This is a genomic window from Pseudoroseomonas cervicalis (assembly GCF_030818485.1).
In the GTDB taxonomy this organism is placed as follows: Bacteria; Pseudomonadota; Alphaproteobacteria; order Acetobacterales; family Acetobacteraceae; genus Pseudoroseomonas; species Pseudoroseomonas cervicalis_A.
Window position 1 is genome coordinate 80,606 of sequence record NZ_JAUTAJ010000005.1, and the last position, 16,509, is coordinate 97,114.

General features: G+C 73.0%; 15 protein-coding genes. 6 read left to right on the forward strand and 9 right to left on the reverse strand.

Annotated elements, in window-relative coordinates:
- Positions 1-55 precede the first annotated feature (55 nt).
- The 5 genes from QE401_RS21990 to QE401_RS22010 are packed head-to-tail and all read left to right on the forward strand — an operon-like array spanning position 56 to position 5,140.
- Complete coding sequence (locus tag QE401_RS21990) at positions 56-898, forward strand: amidohydrolase family protein (RefSeq protein ID WP_307140342.1); 843 nt, start codon at positions 56-58, stop codon at positions 896-898.
- Complete coding sequence (locus tag QE401_RS21995) at positions 895-1,809, forward strand: HpcH/HpaI aldolase/citrate lyase family protein (RefSeq protein ID WP_307140343.1); 915 nt, start codon at positions 895-897, stop codon at positions 1,807-1,809. Before QE401_RS21990 ends, QE401_RS21995 begins: the two co-directional genes overlap by 4 nt.
- A gap of 42 nt (positions 1,810-1,851) precedes the next feature.
- On the forward strand, positions 1,852-2,856 hold the full coding sequence (locus QE401_RS22000) for a Bug family tripartite tricarboxylate transporter substrate binding protein (protein ID WP_307140344.1): 1,005 nt from the start codon (positions 1,852-1,854) through the stop codon (positions 2,854-2,856).
- A 2-nt stretch (positions 2,857-2,858) separates the two neighbouring features.
- Positions 2,859-4,109: a CaiB/BaiF CoA transferase family protein gene (locus tag QE401_RS22005; protein WP_307140345.1), complete on the forward strand. Its 1,251-nt coding sequence runs from the start codon at positions 2,859-2,861 to the stop codon at positions 4,107-4,109.
- A 32-nt stretch (positions 4,110-4,141) separates the two neighbouring features.
- On the forward strand, positions 4,142-5,140 hold the full coding sequence (locus QE401_RS22010; protein WP_307140346.1) for a Bug family tripartite tricarboxylate transporter substrate binding protein: 999 nt from the start codon (positions 4,142-4,144) through the stop codon (positions 5,138-5,140).
- A 14-nt stretch (positions 5,141-5,154) separates the two neighbouring features.
- On the opposite strand, the gene QE401_RS22015 is transcribed toward QE401_RS22010, so the two are convergent.
- The 9 genes from QE401_RS22015 to QE401_RS22055 form a co-directional block, all read right to left on the reverse strand.
- A complete protein-coding gene (locus QE401_RS22015; protein ID WP_307140347.1) occupies positions 5,155-6,852 on the reverse strand; it encodes a dipeptide ABC transporter ATP-binding protein in 1,698 nt (565 codons plus the stop codon).
- Between the two features lie 3 nt (positions 6,853-6,855).
- A complete protein-coding gene (locus tag QE401_RS22020; protein WP_307140348.1) occupies positions 6,856-7,746 on the reverse strand; it encodes an ABC transporter permease in 891 nt (296 codons plus the stop codon).
- Positions 7,746-8,759, reverse strand: a complete 1,014-nt coding sequence (locus QE401_RS22025) for an ABC transporter permease (protein ID WP_307140349.1) — start codon at positions 8,757-8,759, stop codon at positions 7,746-7,748. The genes QE401_RS22020 and QE401_RS22025 overlap by 1 nt, the downstream gene beginning before the upstream one ends.
- Positions 8,760-8,771: 12 nt before the next feature.
- A complete protein-coding gene (locus tag QE401_RS22030; protein ID WP_307140350.1) occupies positions 8,772-10,367 on the reverse strand; it encodes an ABC transporter substrate-binding protein in 1,596 nt (531 codons plus the stop codon).
- A gap of 47 nt (positions 10,368-10,414) precedes the next feature.
- The gene (locus QE401_RS22035; protein ID WP_307140351.1) at positions 10,415-10,825 is read right to left on the reverse strand and encodes an allophanate hydrolase-related protein; all 411 of its coding nucleotides are present in this window, start codon (positions 10,823-10,825) and stop codon (positions 10,415-10,417) included.
- Entirely contained in the window at positions 10,822-12,171 is a 1,350-nt protein-coding gene (atzF, locus tag QE401_RS22040; protein WP_307140352.1) for an allophanate hydrolase, read from the reverse strand. Before atzF ends, QE401_RS22035 begins: the two co-directional genes overlap by 4 nt.
- Positions 12,172-12,328: 157 nt before the next feature.
- Positions 12,329-13,036 carry a GntR family transcriptional regulator gene (locus QE401_RS22045; protein WP_307140353.1) on the reverse strand — a complete coding sequence of 236 codons (708 nt, stop codon included), beginning with the start codon at positions 13,034-13,036 and terminating at the stop codon, positions 12,329-12,331.
- 81 nt (positions 13,037-13,117) lie between these two features.
- Complete coding sequence (locus QE401_RS22050; protein ID WP_307140354.1) at positions 13,118-14,032, reverse strand: metallophosphoesterase family protein; 915 nt, start codon at positions 14,030-14,032, stop codon at positions 13,118-13,120.
- Entirely contained in the window at positions 14,029-15,579 is a 1,551-nt protein-coding gene (locus QE401_RS22055; protein ID WP_307140355.1) for an ABC transporter substrate-binding protein, read from the reverse strand. Before QE401_RS22055 ends, QE401_RS22050 begins: the two co-directional genes overlap by 4 nt.
- A 193-nt stretch (positions 15,580-15,772) precedes the next feature.
- On the opposite strand from QE401_RS22055, the gene QE401_RS22060 reads away from it, so the two are divergent.
- Positions 15,773-16,465: an SDR family NAD(P)-dependent oxidoreductase gene (locus QE401_RS22060; protein ID WP_307140356.1), complete on the forward strand. Its 693-nt coding sequence runs from the start codon at positions 15,773-15,775 to the stop codon at positions 16,463-16,465.
- The last annotated feature ends 44 nt before the right edge of the window (positions 16,466-16,509 follow it).

The following is a 16,509-nucleotide window of genomic DNA, read 5'->3' on the forward strand; positions in this document are numbered from 1 at the left end:
AACAAGGCCGCGTCCAGCGGCCGGCCCGGAAACGCCAGGACCCGACCGACCCGCCATGCCCGATCTGTCCTTCGTGCCCGAAGGCGCCTGCGACGCGCATCTGCACATCCTGGATGCGCGCTTCCCCGCCGCCGGCCCGACGCCGCCGGGCGCGAGGCTGGCCGATTACCGGGCGGTGCAGCGCCGCCTGGGCCTCTCGCGCGCCGTGCTGGTGCAGGCCAAGCATCACGGCTTCGATCCGGCCTGCCTGCTGGAGGCCCTGGCCGCGCTCGGGCCGGATGGGCGCGGCATCGCCGTGGCGACGCCCGACATCGGCGATGCCGCGCTGCGCCGGCTGGATGAGGGCGGGGTGCGCGGCCTGCGCTTCAGCCTGTGGAACCCGGCCGACAGCCAGACCAGCCTGGAGATGCTGGCGCCGCTGGCCGCGCGCATCGCGCCGCTGGGCTGGCACGCCCAGCTGCACCTGACCGCCGACCAGATCCTGGACGCCGCGCCGATCCTCGAGGCGCTGCCCTGCCCGATGGTGTTCGACCATATGGCGCGGCTGCCGGCGGGGCAGGGGGCGGGGCCGGGCGCGGCGCATCCCGCCTTCGCCGTGGTGGCGCGGCTGCTGCAGCGCGGCCGCGCCTGGGTGAAGCTCTCCGGCGCCTATCTGGTCGACCCCGCCGGCCCGCCCTGGGACGCCGCCGGCGCCATCGCCCGCGCCTTTCTGGCCGAGGCGCCGGAGCGCCTGGTCTGGGGCAGCGACTGGCCGCATGTGACCGAGCGCCACAAGCCCGACGCCGCCACGCTGCTCGGCCTGCTGGCCGAATGGGCGGGCGCGCCGGCCGCCGCCCGCATCCTCTCCGACAATGCCGCCGCGCTCTACGGCTTCGCCGACGGGACCCGCACGCCATGACCCTCGCCCCGCTCATCGCCATGCGCAGCAAGCTGTTCCTGCCCGGCTCGCGGCCGGAGCTCTTCACCAAGGGCCAGGCCTCGGCCGCCGATGCGCTGAGCTATGATCTGGAGGATTCGGTGGCCCCCGCGCGCAAGGCCGAGGCACGCGCGGCGGTGGCCGCGGCGCTGCGCGCGGCGCCGCCGGGCGGCAAGCTGGCCATCGTGCGCGTCAACGCCCCGGGCACGCCCCATTTCGAGGCGGATATCGCCGCCATCCTCGGCGCCGGGCTGGACGCCATCAACCTGCCCATGGTCGAGGATGCGGCCGGGCTGCGCGATGCCATCGCCGCCATCGAGGGCGCCGAGCGGGCAGGCGGCCACGCCGCCTGCGCCATCCTGGCCAATATCGAGACGCCGCGCGGCCTGCGCCTGGCCGGCGAGATCGCGACGGCGCATCCGCGCGTGGCCGGGCTGCAGATCGGCTATGGCGATCTGTTCGAGCCCTTCGCCATCGCCCGCGACGAGGAGGTGGCGCTGCAGCAGGTACGGCTGCAGGTGCGGCTGGCCGCGGCCGAGGCGCGCATCCCGGCCTTCGACGGCGCGCTGGCCGATATCGCCGCGCCGGAGCGCTGCCGGGCCGAGGCGGAGGCCGCGCGGCGCCTCGGCTTCGCCGGGAAATCCTGCATCCATCCGAGCCAGATCGCCGTGGTGAACGCCGCCTTCCAGCCGACGCAGCGGCAGATCGCCCATGCCGCGCGGGTGCTGGCCGCCGCCGCGACGGCCGAGGCGGAGGGCGTCGGCGCCTACACCGTCGATGGCCAGATGGTCGACGCGCCCTTCGTCGAGAGCGCCCGCGCCCTGATGGCGCTGGCCGAGCGCCTCGGCCTCGCCCCCGCCGGCGCCGCCGCGCCCGCCAACCCCCGCAACTGAACCGGACGCCGCGCGAGACGGCGCCGTGGAGGAACCCAGGACATGACCGAACCGCTTCCGCTCCGCCGCCGGCGCCTGCTGCAAGGCGCGCTGGCGGCCCCGCTGCTGCCCGCCCTGCTGCCGGGCCTGGCCCGCCCGGCCCTGGCCCAGGGCGCCTGGCCGTCGCGCACCGTGCGGGTGATCGTGCCCTTCACCCCGGGCGGCTCGAACGATGCCGTGGCGCGGCCGCTGGCCGAGCATTTCCAGCGCCGCCTGGGCCAGCCCTTCGTGGTCGAGAACCGCCCCGGCGCCGGCAGCACGCTGGGCTCGGCCGAGGTGGCGCGCTCCCCCGCCGATGGCTACACGCTGCTGGTCACCTCCTCGACCTTCGCCACCAGCGCGGCGACGCAGCGCACCCCCTATGACGCGACCGGCGATTTCGAGGGCGTCGCGCTCTGCGCCACGGCGCCGCTGCTGGTGCTGGCCAACAAGGATTTCCCGGCCAGCACCCTGGCCGAGGCGGCCGCCTATATCCGCGCCAATCCGGGCAAGGTGGATTACGGCTCGGCCGGCCCCGGCAGCATCAACCAGCTTTCGGCCGAGCTGTTCGCGCAGCGCGCGGGCGGGCTGCAGCTGGTGCACATCCCCTATCGCGGCATGGGGCCGGCCACGACCGACCTGGTCGCCGGCACCATCCAGCTGCTCTTCACCACCGTGCCCTCTGCCGCCGGGCTGGTGCGCGAGAACGCCGTGAAGGTGCTGGGCTGGACCTCGGAGGCGCGGCCGGAGAGCGGTCCCGCGGCGCCGACGCCGAAGGAGAGCGGCCTCGACTACAGCGCCGAGATCTGGTGGGGGCTGCTGGCCCGCCGCGGCACCCCGCCCGAGATCCTCCGCCGGCTGAACGAGGCGGCGAATGAGGCGCTGGGCGAGGGGCGGCTGGCGCAATATCTGCGCAGCGAGGGTGCCACCCCCGCGACGCGCCCGCCCGGCGAGTTCGACGCCTTCCTGCGGCAGGACGTGGCGCGCTGGCGCCAGGTGGCCGAGACCGCGCAGATCCGGATCGACTGAGCATGACCGACACCACCGCGACGCCCCCCCGCCTGGCCCGCAAGCGCTTCGACCCGGAGGCGCGCGGCGCGCTGGACGGGGTGCGGGTGCTCGACCTCGCCCGGCTGGTCGCCGGCAACACGCTGAGCATGGTGCTGGCCGACCATGGCGCCGAGGTGGTGAAGGTCGAGCCGCCGGAGGGCGACACGCTGCGCGCCTGGAAGGTGCGCGGCGTCGAGACCTCCTGGAAGAGCTGGTGCCGCAACAAGAAGAGCATCTGCCTCGACCTGCGCTCCGAAGAAGGCCAGGGCGTGGTGCGCGCCCTGGTGCGCGAGGCGGCCATGCTGACCGAGAGCTTCCGCCCCGGCGTGCTGGAGGCGATGGGGCTCTCGCCCGAGGCGCTGCTGGCGATCAACCCGGCGCTGGTGATCGTGCGCATCAGCGGCTGGGGGCAGGACGGGCCGTATCGCCACAAGCCCGGCTTCGGCACGCTGGTGGAAGGCTATTCCGGCTTCGCCGCCGTCAACGGCTTCGCCGATCGCGAGCCGGTGCTGCCGCCGATGTTCATGGGTGATTGCTATGCCGGCCTCTACGGCGCCAGCACCGCCATGATCGCGCTGCGCCATGCCGAGCGCACCGGCCAGGGCCAGGTGATCGACCTGTCGCTGATCGATCCGATGCTGGCGGTGATGGACCCGCAGGCGGCGAATTACCGCCTGACCGGCAAGGTGAAGCAGCGCACCGGCAGCCGCAGCACCAACACCGCGCCGCGCAACGCCTATCGCTGCCGCGATGGCGGCTGGGTCTGCCTCTCCTCCTCCACCCAGGGCATGACGGAGAAGCTGCTGCGCAGCATCGGCCGGCCCGAGCTGATCGAGGATCCGCGCTTCCGCACCAATCCGGACCGGCTGCAGCACTGGCAGGAGCTGGACGCGATCATCGGCGGCTTCATCGGCGCGCGCGACAAGCGCGAGGTGCTGGCGCATTTCGACGCCGCCGGCGTCACCATCGGCCCGATCATGGACGCCGCCGACCTGCTGCAGGACGAGTATGTCGCGGCGCGCGAGGCGCTGATCGAGGTGCCGGATGACGACATGCCGGATGGCTATGTGCCGATGCATGGCATGGTGACGCGGCTTTCCGCGACGCCCGGCATCCTGGCGCGGCCGGCGCCGAAGCTCGGCGAGCACAATGAGGACATCCTGCGCCCGGCGCTGGGCGAGGCAGCTTATGCGCGGCTGGCCGCGCAGGGCATCATCCGCGGCGGCGCCTGAGACCGCGCGGCGAGAGAGGGAAGGAAACGGGAATGAACAGGATGGAGGCCGGCGCCCTGGGGCGCATCGGGCGCCGCGGCCTGCTGGGCGCGGCGGCGGCGGCGGGGCTGCTGCCGCTGCCCTCGCGGGCGCAGGAGAGCTGGCCGGCGCGGCCGGTGCGCATCATCGTCAGCTATGGCGCCGGCGGCGCGGTGGACACCGTGGCACGGCTGGTCTTCGCCCGCGTCGGCACGCGGCTGGGCCAGAGCCTGGTGATCGAGAACCGCGCCGGCGCCGGCGGCAGCATCGCCGCCAATGCCGTCGCGCAGGCGAAGCCCGATGGCTACACGCTGCTCGACGATGCCAGCGGCTTCTCCATCAATCCCGGCCTGCTGCCGCGCCTGCCCTATGATGCGCGCAAGGATTTCGTCGCCGTCTCCGGCATCGTCACCGTGCCGAATGTGCTGCTGCTGGGCCCCGCCTGCCCGGCGAAGGACGTGGCCGAGCTGGTGGCGCTGGCGAAGCAGCGCCCGGGCGAGCTGACCTGCGCCAGCACCGGCACCGGCTCCTCCCAGCATCTGGGGCTGGAGCTGTTCAACCGCATGGCGGGCACCGAGATCACCCATGTGCCCTATCGCGACACGCCGGCGGCGCAGAATGACCTGCGGGCCGGGCGCATCGCCATGATCGTCTCCACCGCCACCTCCGCCCTGCCGCTGCACGGCCAGGAAAATCTGCGCGTCATCGCCCATGGCGGCGAGGCGCCGGTGGAGAAGCTGCCCGGCGTGCCCGCCATCGCCGCGACGCTGCCGGGCTATCGGAGCCTGGAATGGCACGGGCTGTTCGCGCCCGCTGGCACGCCGGCGCCGATCATCGCCGCGCTGCACGCCGCCATCGCCGAGAGCCTGGGCGAGCCGGAGCTGGTGGAGCGTCTGGCGCTGCTGGGCGCCAGGCCGAACCGCGTGTCGCAGGCCGAGTTCGCCGGCTTCGTCGCCGGCGAGATCGACAAATGGGGCAGGCTGATCCGCGAGGCCGGCATCACCCCGGGCTGAGGCGCGCGCCGCCTCTAGCCCGGCGGGTGCGGGATGGCCGCCAGCAGCTCGCGCGTGTACTCGGCCTGCGGCGCGTGCAGCACCTGCTCGGTCGGCCCTTCTTCGACGATGCGGCCCTGGCGCATGACGATGACGCGGTCGCAGAGCAGCCGCACCACATGCAGGTCGTGGCTGACAAAGAGGTAGCTCATGCCCAGCCGCAGCTTCAGATCCTGCAGCAGGTTCAGCACCACCGCCTGAACCGAGACGTCGAGCGCCGCCGTCGGCTCGTCGAGGATGACCAGATCCGGGTTCAGCGCGATGGCGCGGGCGATGCCGACCCGCGCCTTCTGCCCGCCGGAGAGCTGATGCGGAAACCGGTGCAGCAGGGCGCGCGGCAGGCCGACCAGGTCGGCCAGCTCCGCCACGCGGTCGCGCAGGGCGGCGCCGCGCGCCTGCCCCATGCGCAGGATCGGGTCGGCGATGGCGCGCGCCGCGGTCAGGCGCGGGTTCAGGCTGTCGGTCGGGTCCTGGAACACCATCTGGATGCGCCGGCGCAGCGGCGAGGCGGCGAAGCCGCGCGCCGGCATGGCGCCGATCTCCTGGCCCAGGAAACGGATGCTGCCGGCGCTGGGGTCCAGCAGCCGCATCAGCATCATCGAGGTGGTGGATTTGCCGCAGCCGCTCTCCCCCACCAGGCCGACGCTCTCGCCGCGCCGCAGGGTGAAGCCGATGCCGTCCACGGCGCGGAAGGGCGCCGGCGCCTCGCCGCGCCGCAACCAGCGTGCCAGCAGACCCGCCTTGCCCTCGCGCGGATACTCCTTCACGAGGCCGGTCACTTCCAGCAGGGGCGGTGCATCCGGGGCCGTGTCCGTCGCCGCGGCATCGGGCAGCGGCGCGGCGCTGCCCTCCGGCAGCAGATCGCGCAGCTGCGCGCCGGGGCGCGGCGTGGCGCGCATCAGCCGCCGCGTATAGGGGTGCTGCGGCGCGCGGAAGATCGCCTCGGCGGCGGCCTTCTCCACCACCTCGCCCTGCTGCATCACGGCGACCCGGTCGCAATAGGCGGCGGCCAGGCCGAGATCATGGGTGATCAGCAGCGTCGACAAGCCGCGCTCGCGCGTCAGCTCGGCCACCAGATCCATCACCGCCTTCTGCGTCGTCACGTCGAGGCCGGTGGTGGGCTCGTCGGCGATCAGCAGGCGCGGGCGGCAGGCCAGGGCGAGGGCGATGACCACGCGCTGGCACATGCCGCCCGAGAGCTCGAAGGGATAGGCATCATAGCGCTCGGCGGCGCGGGCGATGCGCACCTGCTCCAGCGCCTCGATCGCCTTCTCGCGGGCATTGGCGCGCGTTGCCTGGCCGTGGCGGCGCAGCACATCGGCGATCTGCTTGCCCACCGGGCGGATCGGGTTCAGCGCGGCGCGCGGGTTCTGGAAGATCATCGAGATCTCCCGCCCGCGGATATCCTGCATCTCGCTTTCGCTGAGATCGCGCAGCGCCACGCCGGAGAAGGCGATGGAACCCTCGGCGATGCGGCCGGCGCGGTCGAGGATGCGCATCACCGCATAGGAGGTGACGGATTTGCCGGAGCCGCTTTCGCCCACCACACCCAGCGTCTCGCCACGGGCGATGGAGAGGTCGACGCGCTTCACCGCCCGCACCATGCCGCGGCGCGTGGCGAATTCGACGGTGAGGTTCTGCACCTCCAGCAGCGGGATGGCCTGGCTGTCCATGGCTCAGCTCCGGCGCTGCGGGTCGACGATGTCGCGCAGACCGTCGCCCAGCAGGTTGAAGGTGAAGACGGCGAGCATCAGCGCCAGGCCGGGGAACAGCGCCACCCACCATTCGCCGGAGACGATGTAGGAGGCGCCCTCGGCCACCATGATGCCCCATTCCGGCGTCGGCGGCTTGACGCCGAGGCCGATGAAGGAGAGGCCGGCGGCGTTCAGGATGGCATAGCCCATGGTCAGCGACATCTGCACCGCCATGATCGGCAGGATGTTGGGCAGGATCGTCGTCAGCAGCACGCGGTATTCGCCATTGCCGGTCAGCCGCGCCGCCTGGACATAGCCGGCCTCGCGCCGGACTGCCGCTTCCGCCCGCGCGATGCGGGCGTAGAGGGGAAAATTCACGATGGCGGTCGCGATGACGATGTTGGTCACCGTGTTGCCCAGCGCCGCGACGATGCCCATGGCCAGCACGAAGAGCGGGAAGGCCATGATGGTGTCGGCCAACCTTCCCACGATGCGGTCGGTCCAGCCGCCGAAATAGCCGGCGGCGATGCCGGACAGCCCGCCCAGCAGAAAGACGAGCGCGACGGAGGAAAGCGCGATGCCCATGTCGAGCCGCGCCGCCACCATGACGCGGGAGAGGATGTCGCGCCCCAGATGATCCGTGCCGAAGGGGTGGCGCGCCGAGGGGGCGGCGAGGGCCCGGCTGGTGTCGCTGGCCAGCGGATCGAAGGGCGCCAGCACCGGGCCCAGCACGGCGCAGAGCAGCAGCAGGAAGAACAGCACGAAGGCGGCGGCGGTGACCGGGTTCTCCGCCACCACATGCCGCGCATGGCGCAGCAGGGCGGCGAGCGGCGAGCCACTCTCGGCCGCGGGCAAAGCAGGGGTCTCGGCCATCACGCCACCTTGCGCATGCGGGGATCGATCAGCCCGTAGAGCAGGTCGATCGCCAGGTTCAGCAGGATGTAGAGCACCGCCATGGTCAGCACGAAGCCCTGCACCGGCGCGAAGTCGGAGGCGATCAGCGCCTCCACCGCATAGGAGCCGATGCCCGGCCAGGCGAAGACCTTCTCCACCAGCACATTGGCGCCGAGCAGGAAGGAGAAGACCATGCCGAGCGTCGTCAGCACCGGCAGCATGGCGTTGCGGAAGGCATAGGCGAAGACGATGGTGCGGCCGGACAGGCCGCTGGCCCGCGCGGTGCGGATGAACTCGGCCGAGAGGGCGGCGAGCATCGCCGCGCGCGTCATGCGCGCCAGCGGCGCCAGGGCGAAGAGGCCCAGCGTTGCCGCCGGCAGGATGATCTGCGCCAGCGCGGCGCGGAACACTTCGCCGTCGGCGACAAGCAGGCTGTCGACCAGCAGAAAACCGGTGCGCGCCGGCGGCTCGCTGAGGAAACTGTCGAGCCGGCCGAGCGGCGCCGGCACCCAGCCCAGCAGGTAGTAGAAGACATAGACCGCCAGCAGCCCGGTGAAGAACACCGGGAGAGACACGCCGGCGGTGGTGACCAGGCGGCAGAGATGGTCGATCCACGAGCCCTGGCGCAGCGCCGCCAGGATGCCGAGCGGCACGGCGACGGCGACCGCCAGGAACAGGCCGAGCAGCGTCAGCTCCGCCGAGGCCGGCAGCCGCGCCGCGATCTCGGCGGCCACCGGCTGGCCGGTGGTCAGGGAGTTGCCGAGATCGCCCTGCGCCAGCGCGGTGATGTAGCCCAGGAACTGCACCCAGAGCGGCTGGTCGAGGCCGAGCTGCGCACGGATGGCGGCGATCGCCTCCGGCGAGGCGACGGGCCCGGCGAAATAGATCGCCGGGTCGCCGGGCAGCACGCGGGTCAGCAGGAAGGTGACGATGATCACCCCCGCCAGGCTGGGCAGCGCCGTGCCCAGCCGTGTCAACGCGGTGCGCAGCATCGGTGTCGCTCCTCAGCCCTTGGTGAAGGCGCGGAAATCCGGCTCGCGGCAGGGCCAGAACTGGTAGCCGCCGATATTCTTCTGCATCGCCATGTCATGCAGCGGCTGCGCCAGCGGCAGCACCGGCGCCTGCTCCTGCGCGAGACCCACGAAGCCCTTCACCGCCCGCTCATACTCCGCCGGGTCGGCGGTGAAGCGGGCGGTGTCGATCAGCCGGTCCATCTCCGGATTCTGGTAGGAGGCGACGTTGAAGATCGAGTTGCTGCCGTGGAAGTTCCAGAAGAAGTAGTAGTCGGGCCAGTCCAGCCAGCCGGCGAAGCGGTTGATCACCATGGGCGCCGTCTTCTTCGCCAGCTCGCCGCGGAAATTGGCGCCGGGCACCTTGTTCAGCTCGACCGTGATGCCGAGCGGGGCGAGGGCCTCCTTGATCAGCACGGCGATGGGCTCGGCGACCGTCGCCTGGCCGGCATCGAACAGCACCGAGGTGGTCAGCCCGCCCGGCGCCACCTGCTGCACCAGGGCGCGCGCCTTCTCCATGTTGGTGGTGTAGGGGAAGGGCTGCGGCCAGGCGGTGGTCGGGCCGCCCTCGGCGCCATACATGCCGACGCCGCGGCCATACAGCGCCACCTGCATGATCTTCTCATAGGGCAGCGCCCAGGCCACCGCCTGGCGCAGCCGCATATCGGTGAAGGGGCCGGTCGCGCTGTTCATGGCGCAGTACCAGATGCCGTTCGGCACCGGCACGCCCACCACCTTCACCCGCCCCGCCGCGGCGAGATCGGCGAAATCCTTGGGCGGCAGCAGGGCGGAGACATCGGCGTCACCCCGCTCCAGCAGCGCGCGGCGCGTGGACGGCGAGGGGATGTCGCGGGTGATGATGCGGCGCAGCTGCGGCTTGCGGCCCCACCATTCCTCGTTGCGGGTGTAGATGGTCTCGGTGCCCGGCTTCCAGCTCTCGACCCGGAAGGCGCCGGAGCCGGCGACATTGTTCTTCAGCCATTCCTTGGCCCAGGGGTCGCCGCCGGCATTGGCCTTGGCGGTCTCGCTGTCGATCACATAGGGGATGGTGACGCCGAGATTGGGCATCAGCAGCTTGTCGCGGCGGATGAAGTCGATGCGGAAGGTCCGGTCGTCGAGGGCCACGAACTGCTCGGGCTTCTCCATCGAGCCGGCGGCCATCTGCGTGGTGGCGAAGCCGCCGATCGACACGGCACGGTCCAGCGACCATTTCACATCCTGCGCGCGCACCGGGCGGCCGGAATGGAATTTCGCGTCGCGCAGCCTGAAGGTGACGCTCATGCCGTCGCTGGCTTCCTGCCAGCTCTCGGCCAGCTCCGGCTCCAGCTCGTGCAGGGTGAAGGTGTGGCCGGCATTGTCGGGCAGCGGCACGCTCTTGTGCCGCACCAGGCGGTCATAGCAGTTCAGCGCCACGCCATTCACCGGCTGCGAGGCGCCGATGCCCTGCATGTCCATGCTGTTGGGGCCGTATTCCTGCACCAGCAGCAGGGTCTCGGCGCGGCTGGCGGATTGCGCCGCCGCCGGAGAGGCGCGCAGCGCCGGGGCGGCGAGGGCGCCGGCCGTGGCGGCCAGGAAAGCACGACGTTGCATGGGCTGTCTCCGGTCCGGTGCGGATAGGGAAGGGGTGGGGCGGCGCATCAGGCGGGCGCCCGGTCGCGGCGGGCGAGCCAGGCGCGCCAGCCGCCGCTGTCAGAGATATCCTCGGCCTGGCGGATGCCCTCGGCCTCCACCAGGAAGCCCTTGGGCGTGCCGCCATCCTCCAGCAGCAGCGTGCCGAGGCCGAGCGGCGCCGGGATGGCCGCCAGCAGCGCGCCGATGCGGGCGAGCGGCAGCGACCACACTTCCAGCGCGATGGCATGGCCGGCGCCGGGCGCGACGCGCAGCAGGCCGGGGCGCTCCGGCGGGCCGCCGGGCAGGCGGTAGAGCCGGTAGCAGGGCAGGGTGCGCGCAGCGCGCAGGAAGCTCGCCTCCAGCGCCAGCAGCTCGCCATTCAGCGGCAGGCCGGACATATGCGCGCCGACCACGGCGATCTCCATGCGCGGGCTCATGCCGCGGCCTCGAAGCGCAGGCCGAGGGCCGCCAGCGCCGCATCCGACCCGCCCGGACCGATGAAGGTGGCGCCGGCGGGCAGGCCGTCCGGCCGGTCCGGCCCGGGCACGGCCAGCGCCGCCAGCCCCAGCAGATTGACGAAATTGGTGTAGGTCCCGAGCCGGGCATTCGGCCCGATCGGGTCGGCCTCCAGCTCCGCCAGGGTCGGGAAGAGCGGGGCGGTCGGCACCGCCAGCGCGTCGATGCCGGCCCAGAGGGGCTGCGTCGCATGGCGCAGCGCCTGCAGCCGGTGCAAGGCGCGGAAGGCGTCGGCGGCGCTGTGGCGGCTGCCCTGGCCCTCGATGATGCCGCGCGTCACCGCCAGCACCGCGCCCTGCGGCGCCGTGCCGAGGAACTCCTCCAGCGAGGCCAGGCGCTCGGCCACCCAGGCGCCCTCATAGAGCAGGTCGGCGACCTCGAAGAACGGAGAGAAATCGACCGGCACCAGCGCCAGGCCGAGCCCGGCCAGGCGCTCCAGCGCCGCATCCCAGGCGGCCTCGGCGGCGGCGTCGTAGCGGCGGCGGCTGGCCTCGTCCGGGATGCCGATGCGGCGCGCGGCGGGGGCCGAGGCGGGGTCGCCCGGGGGGAAGTCGCGCGACCAGGGATCGCCGGCATCGGGGCCGGCCAGCACGGCATGCACCGCCCAGGCCTCGGCGACGCCGCGGGTGAAGACGGAGACGCAGTCGAGCGAGCGGCAGGCCGGCACCACGCCGCGGCTGGACACGGCGCCGGGCGTCGGCTTCAGCCCGACCAGCCCGCACAGCCCGGCCGGGACGCGCCCCGACCCGGCCGTGTCGGTGCCGAGCGCGAAGGGCAGCAGCCCGCGCGCCACGGCGACCGCCGAGCCGGAGGAGGAGCCGCCCGGCACCCGCCCCGGCGCGCGCGGGTTGCGCGGAATGGCATGCGGGGTGCGCACCCCCACCAGCCCGGTCGCGAACTGGTCCAGATTGGTCTTGGCCATGGGGATGGCCCCGGCCTCGACCAGCCGCTGCACCGCGCCGGCATCTTGCTCCGGGGCATAGGCGAAGGCGGGGCAGGCGGCGCTGGTCGGCATGCCGGCCACGTCGATATTGTCCTTCACCGCGAAGGGAATGCCCCAGAGCGGTTTTCCCCCGGGGGCGGGGCCGAGGGAAGCCAGGCGCTCCGCCAGCGCGGCCTCGTCGATCACATGCAGGAAGATGCCGGGATCGTCACAGGCCAGCAGCCGGTCGCGCAAGGCGGGCAGCAGATCGGCCGGGCGGGCGCCGCCCTCATAGGCACGCTGCCACTCGCCCAGATCGGCCAAGGGAAGGGTGGGAAGATCCATGCGGCGGCCCTGCAGCTGCCCCGTCCGGACCTCCGGACGAAAGGCTCAGCCTGGGCTCAGCAAGCGGCGTGCCAGCCGAAACCGCAATGAAACAGCGCGCTTCGCAGGCGAGCGCGGCTGAATTGCATGCAATCTCCGGAAATTGCCCAAAGAATGATCAATCGCCGGCCTGCAGCAGCGCCGCGCCGCCGGCCAGGCTCTCCCAGGAGGCCCCACTGAAAGAAATATGCCGGCGCATGGCTTCGGCGGCGGCCTCGGCATCGGCGCGCAGCAGGGCGGCCACCACCGCCGCATGCTCGGCATGGGAGCGGGCAAGGCGCGCGGGCGCCTCGAACTGCGCGCCGCGGAAGGGCGCCAGCTGGCGATGCGTGGCCAGCGCCACCTCGGCCAGATGCGGGTTGTGCGCGCCTTCATAGAGCAGGGTGTGGAAGCGGCGATTGGCGTCGCGATAGCCGGCACGGTCGCCCGCCCGCACCAGCGGCGCCATGGCGGCGTGCAGCGCCTCCAGCGATGCGCGTTCCCGCGCCGTCATGCGCAGGGCCGACCAGCGGGCGCAGAGCGCCTCCAGCTCGGCCAGCAGCTCGAAACCGGCGCGCAGCCGGGAGGGGGCGGGGCAGGCCACCACCGCGCCGCGATGCGGCCGCAGCTCCACCAGCCCGGTGGCCGTCAGCTGGCGCAACGCCTCGCGCACGGGGGTGCGGGAGGTGCCGGCCTCATCGGCCAGGGCCTGCTCGTCCAGCTTCTGCCCGGGGGCGAGGGCGCCGCTGACGATGCGCTCGGCCAGCGCGGCGGCCAGCGCCTCGGCCCGGGTCGGCGGCCGGGCGGGCGGGTCGGCGGGGCGGCGCAGCGGGGCGGGCGGTGGCAAGGCGTCTCTCCGGGCAGGGCGGGCATTGGCGCATGGCGCCCCCGCCCTGGCCAGGGCTTTTTCCGCGCGCAGCCGCCCCCGTCACGGCGCGGCCAGGGCCTCCGCCGGCCGCAGCAGCGCCGCCGGGTCGGGCATGGGCGGCAGGGTGGTGGTGGTGGATGCGGCGTTGCGCTCGGTCCAGCCGGTCATGTCGATGACGAACATGCGCTCCGGCTCCACCAGCCTGTGCTCGGCGCGGCCATCGGCGTGCAGGCGCCATTCCAGATAGCCGGGGCGCGGCAGGCGGCCATCCTGCTCCAGCCCGCGCCGCGCATTGACCATGGCGGTGGCCGGCGCCCAGATGATCGGCATGCCGCGATGCTGCATCTGCCGGTAGACATGCAGATGGCCGCAGGCGATCGCCCGGACGCCGCCGGCGGCGCAGAGGCCGAGGAACTCCGCCCGCGCCGCATGCGGCAGGCAGGCGGTGGTGAAGCGGGCATCCTCCACATCCCCGGCGAAGGGCGGCATGTGCAGCAGCACGAAGACGTGGCGGTCCTCGCGGCTGGCCAGCGCCTCGCGCAGGAAATCGCGCTGCGCGGCTTCCTCGGGCAGGCCGCTGGCCATCAGCGCGCTGTCCAGCCCGATGATGCGCCAGGCGCCGAGATCGCGCCGCCACCATTGCGGCCCGACATGGCGCCGCCAGGCGGCGATGCGCGCGGGCGTCACCGGCTGGTCGAGCCGCGCATGGCCCGGCGCCTCGCCGATATCGTGATTGCCCGGCACGGCCAGCCAGGGAATGCCGAGCGCCGCCATGCAGGCGGCACCATGCCGCAGATCATCCTCCGCCGCCGGGCCGTTGAAGGAGAGATCGCCGCCATGCAGGATCAGCGAGGGCGGATCGGCCAGCATCGCCGCGCGGAAGGCGGCGAAGTTGACAGCGAAATAGCCATGGCTGGCGGAGAGATGCGTGTCGCTGACCTGCACCAGGCGCAGCGGGGTTTCGGCGTGGCTCATGCGAAGCTCAGATTGTCCGGACGCAGATCCATGAAATAGAAGGTGTAGGGCCGCCAGCGGATATTGCTGCGCACGGCGTAGAACTCGGCCGGCTGGTAGAGCACCGTGCCGGGCGATTCCGCCTCCCAGGCGTCGAGCATGGCGGCGAACAGGGCACGCCGGCGGGCGGGGTCGGTCTCCGCCTCCAGCGCGCGGCCGGCGGCGTTGAAGGCCGCGGTCGAGCGGAAGGCGCCGGAGGTCTGGAACCAGCTGGACGGGCCCCAGGACAGCCAGAGCGAGCCCAGCGGGTCGGGCAGCCGCGTCGAGTTGGAATTGTTGCCGATCTGCTGGCCGGGGCCGCGCATCTGGCTGAAATTCTCCACCACCTGCAGCCGCGCCCTGACGCCGATCTCGCGCCACATCTCAATCATCACCTGCGCCGCGCGCAGCGCGTTGGTGTAGTAATGCGGCATGGTGCGGTAGGTGATCTCCTCCCCCGCATAGCCGGCCTCGCGCAGCAGGCGCCGCGCCTCGGCCGGGTCGTGGCGCAGGCTGCGGCCTTCGAGGAAGAGCGTGCCATATTCGGGGAAGTTGTGGCCGGGCGGCACCACCGCCGCGCCATCCCACAGCGTGTCCACCAGAAGCTGGCGGTCGATGCCAAGGCCGAGCGCCTGGCGCAGCCGCCGGTCGCCCATGCCCGGGCCGCGCTCGTCGAAGGTCAGCACATGGGCGTTGGCCAGCACCACCTGGCGGATGTCGATGCCCCGCTGGCCGCGCAGCGGCGCCACCTGGTCGGGCGGCACATTGGTGATCAGCCCGACATCGCCGGCCTGCAGCGCGGCGACGCGCGCGGCGAGCTCCGGGATCTGGCGGAACACCACCTGGCGCGCCGTGGGCCGGCCCATCCAGTGATCGTCGAAGGCGTCGAGGGTGATGCGCTGGTCGGTCTGGAACTCGCGCAGCCTGTAGGGGCCGCTGCCCACCGGGTCGCGGCTGAAACCGTCGAAGCCGCGCTCCTCATAGGCGCGGCGATTGACGATCCAGGCGCACCAGGAGGCGAGGCGCTGCTCCAGCAGCACATCCGGCACGCGGGTGCGGAAGCGCACCCCATTCTCGCCCACCGCCTCGACACTGGCCAGCGTGGCGAAATAGGAGCGCGCCTCGGGCATCAGCGCCTCCGGCCCGTGCATGCGGCGCGACATGAAGGTGTAGACGACGTCCTCGGCCGTCAGCAGGTCGCCATTGTGGAAGCGCACGCCCGGCCGCAGCGTCAGCACCAGCTCGGAGGGGCTGGTGCGCTCCCAGGCGGTCGCCAGATGCGGCTGCAGCGCGGCGCCGCCGCCATCGGGCGTGCCCAGGAAGTTGCGCCGGATCAGCGTATCGAAGATGGAGTAGGTGACGCGGGTGCCGACATTGGACAGCTCGCGCGCCGGCTCCAGCGTCGGCGGCAATTCGGGCACGCCGATCTGCAGCACCGGTCGGGGATCGGCGCCCTGGGCGAGGGCGGGGCGGGCGGCGGCGCCCAGCGCCATCCCGGCGCCGAGCAGGCTTCGTCTGGTCCAGGGCATGGCGTCGGCTCATCCGGATATGCGGAGGCCTCTCTGCCAAAGCGGGATGAAGCCGGCTTGACGGTTCGGCGGCAATTGCGTGATGCCGCCGGGGGCGGAACGAGCGGCCGAGGGGCGTGACCGCGGGCAAGCCGCCGGGGCAGGATCGGCGCGATGTGGGCCGCCCCGGCCCGCCCGAGCCGAGGAAACCGCCTTGCCCCAGCCAAATGACACCGCCCCGCATGCCGTGCTGACCGGCGCCTCCTCCGGCATTGGCGAGGCCATCCTGCACCGCCTGCTGCGCGAGGGCTGGCGGGTCACCGCGCTCAGCCGCAGGCCGCCCGCCATCCAGCACCCGGCGCTCGCCCACCGCCCGGCCGATCTGGGCGACGCCACGGCGCTGCGCGCGGCGGCCGGGGGGCTGCAGGCCGATGCCTTCATCCATGCCGCCGGCCTGATGGCCACCGCCCCGCTCGGCGAGCTCCAGGCGGAGGCCGGGGCCAGCATGTGGCAGCTGCATGTGCAGGCCCCCAGCCTGCTGGCCGATCTGCTGCTGCCCGGCATGGGCGAGGGCGGGCGCATCGTGCTGCTGGGCAGCCGCACCGCCAATGGCGCCGCCGGGCGCAGCCAGTATGCCGCCAGCAAATCGGCGCTGACCGGCCTGGCCCGTTCTTGGGCGGCGGAGCTGGCGCCGCGCGGCATCACGGTGAATGTCGTGGCCCCCGCCGCCACCGACACGCCGATGCTGCGCGACCCTGCCCGCGCCTCGGTCGCGCCGCGCCTGCCGCCGATCGGGCGGCTGATCCGCCCCGAGGAGGTGGCCGCGACGGTCGCCTTCCTGCTGGCGCCGGAGGCCGCCGCCATCACCGGCCAGACCATCGTGATCTGCGGCGGCAGCTCGCTGTGACGCGGCCCGCGGCGGTTGACAGGGGAGGGGCGAATGGAGGACGC

Excerpts from the sequence above, each read along its gene's own strand:
- QE401_RS22025 (WP_307140349.1), bottom strand. The coding sequence starts at position 8,759 with ATGCTGCGCACCGCGTTGACACGGCTGGGCACGGCGCTGCCCAGCCTG.
- QE401_RS22005 (WP_307140345.1), top strand. The coding sequence starts at position 2,859 with ATGACCGACACCACCGCGACGCCCCCCCGCCTGGCCCGCAAGCGCTTC.
- QE401_RS22010 (WP_307140346.1), top strand. The coding sequence starts at position 4,142 with ATGAACAGGATGGAGGCCGGCGCCCTGGGGCGCATCGGGCGCCGCGGC.
- QE401_RS22000 (WP_307140344.1), top strand. The coding sequence starts at position 1,852 with ATGACCGAACCGCTTCCGCTCCGCCGCCGGCGCCTGCTGCAAGGCGCG.
- QE401_RS22015 (WP_307140347.1), bottom strand. The coding sequence starts at position 6,852 with ATGGACAGCCAGGCCATCCCGCTGCTGGAGGTGCAGAACCTCACCGTC.
- atzF (WP_307140352.1), bottom strand. The coding sequence starts at position 12,171 with ATGGATCTTCCCACCCTTCCCTTGGCCGATCTGGGCGAGTGGCAGCGT.
- QE401_RS21995 (WP_307140343.1), top strand. The coding sequence starts at position 895 with ATGACCCTCGCCCCGCTCATCGCCATGCGCAGCAAGCTGTTCCTGCCC.
- QE401_RS22020 (WP_307140348.1), bottom strand. The coding sequence starts at position 7,746 with ATGGCCGAGACCCCTGCTTTGCCCGCGGCCGAGAGTGGCTCGCCGCTC.
- QE401_RS22055 (WP_307140355.1), bottom strand. The coding sequence starts at position 15,579 with ATGCCCTGGACCAGACGAAGCCTGCTCGGCGCCGGGATGGCGCTGGGC.
- QE401_RS22030 (WP_307140350.1), bottom strand. The coding sequence starts at position 10,367 with ATGCAACGTCGTGCTTTCCTGGCCGCCACGGCCGGCGCCCTCGCCGCC.
- QE401_RS22050 (WP_307140354.1), bottom strand. The coding sequence starts at position 14,032 with ATGAGCCACGCCGAAACCCCGCTGCGCCTGGTGCAGGTCAGCGACACG.
- QE401_RS21990 (WP_307140342.1), top strand. The coding sequence starts at position 56 with ATGCCCGATCTGTCCTTCGTGCCCGAAGGCGCCTGCGACGCGCATCTG.
- QE401_RS22035 (WP_307140351.1), bottom strand. The coding sequence starts at position 10,825 with ATGAGCCCGCGCATGGAGATCGCCGTGGTCGGCGCGCATATGTCCGGC.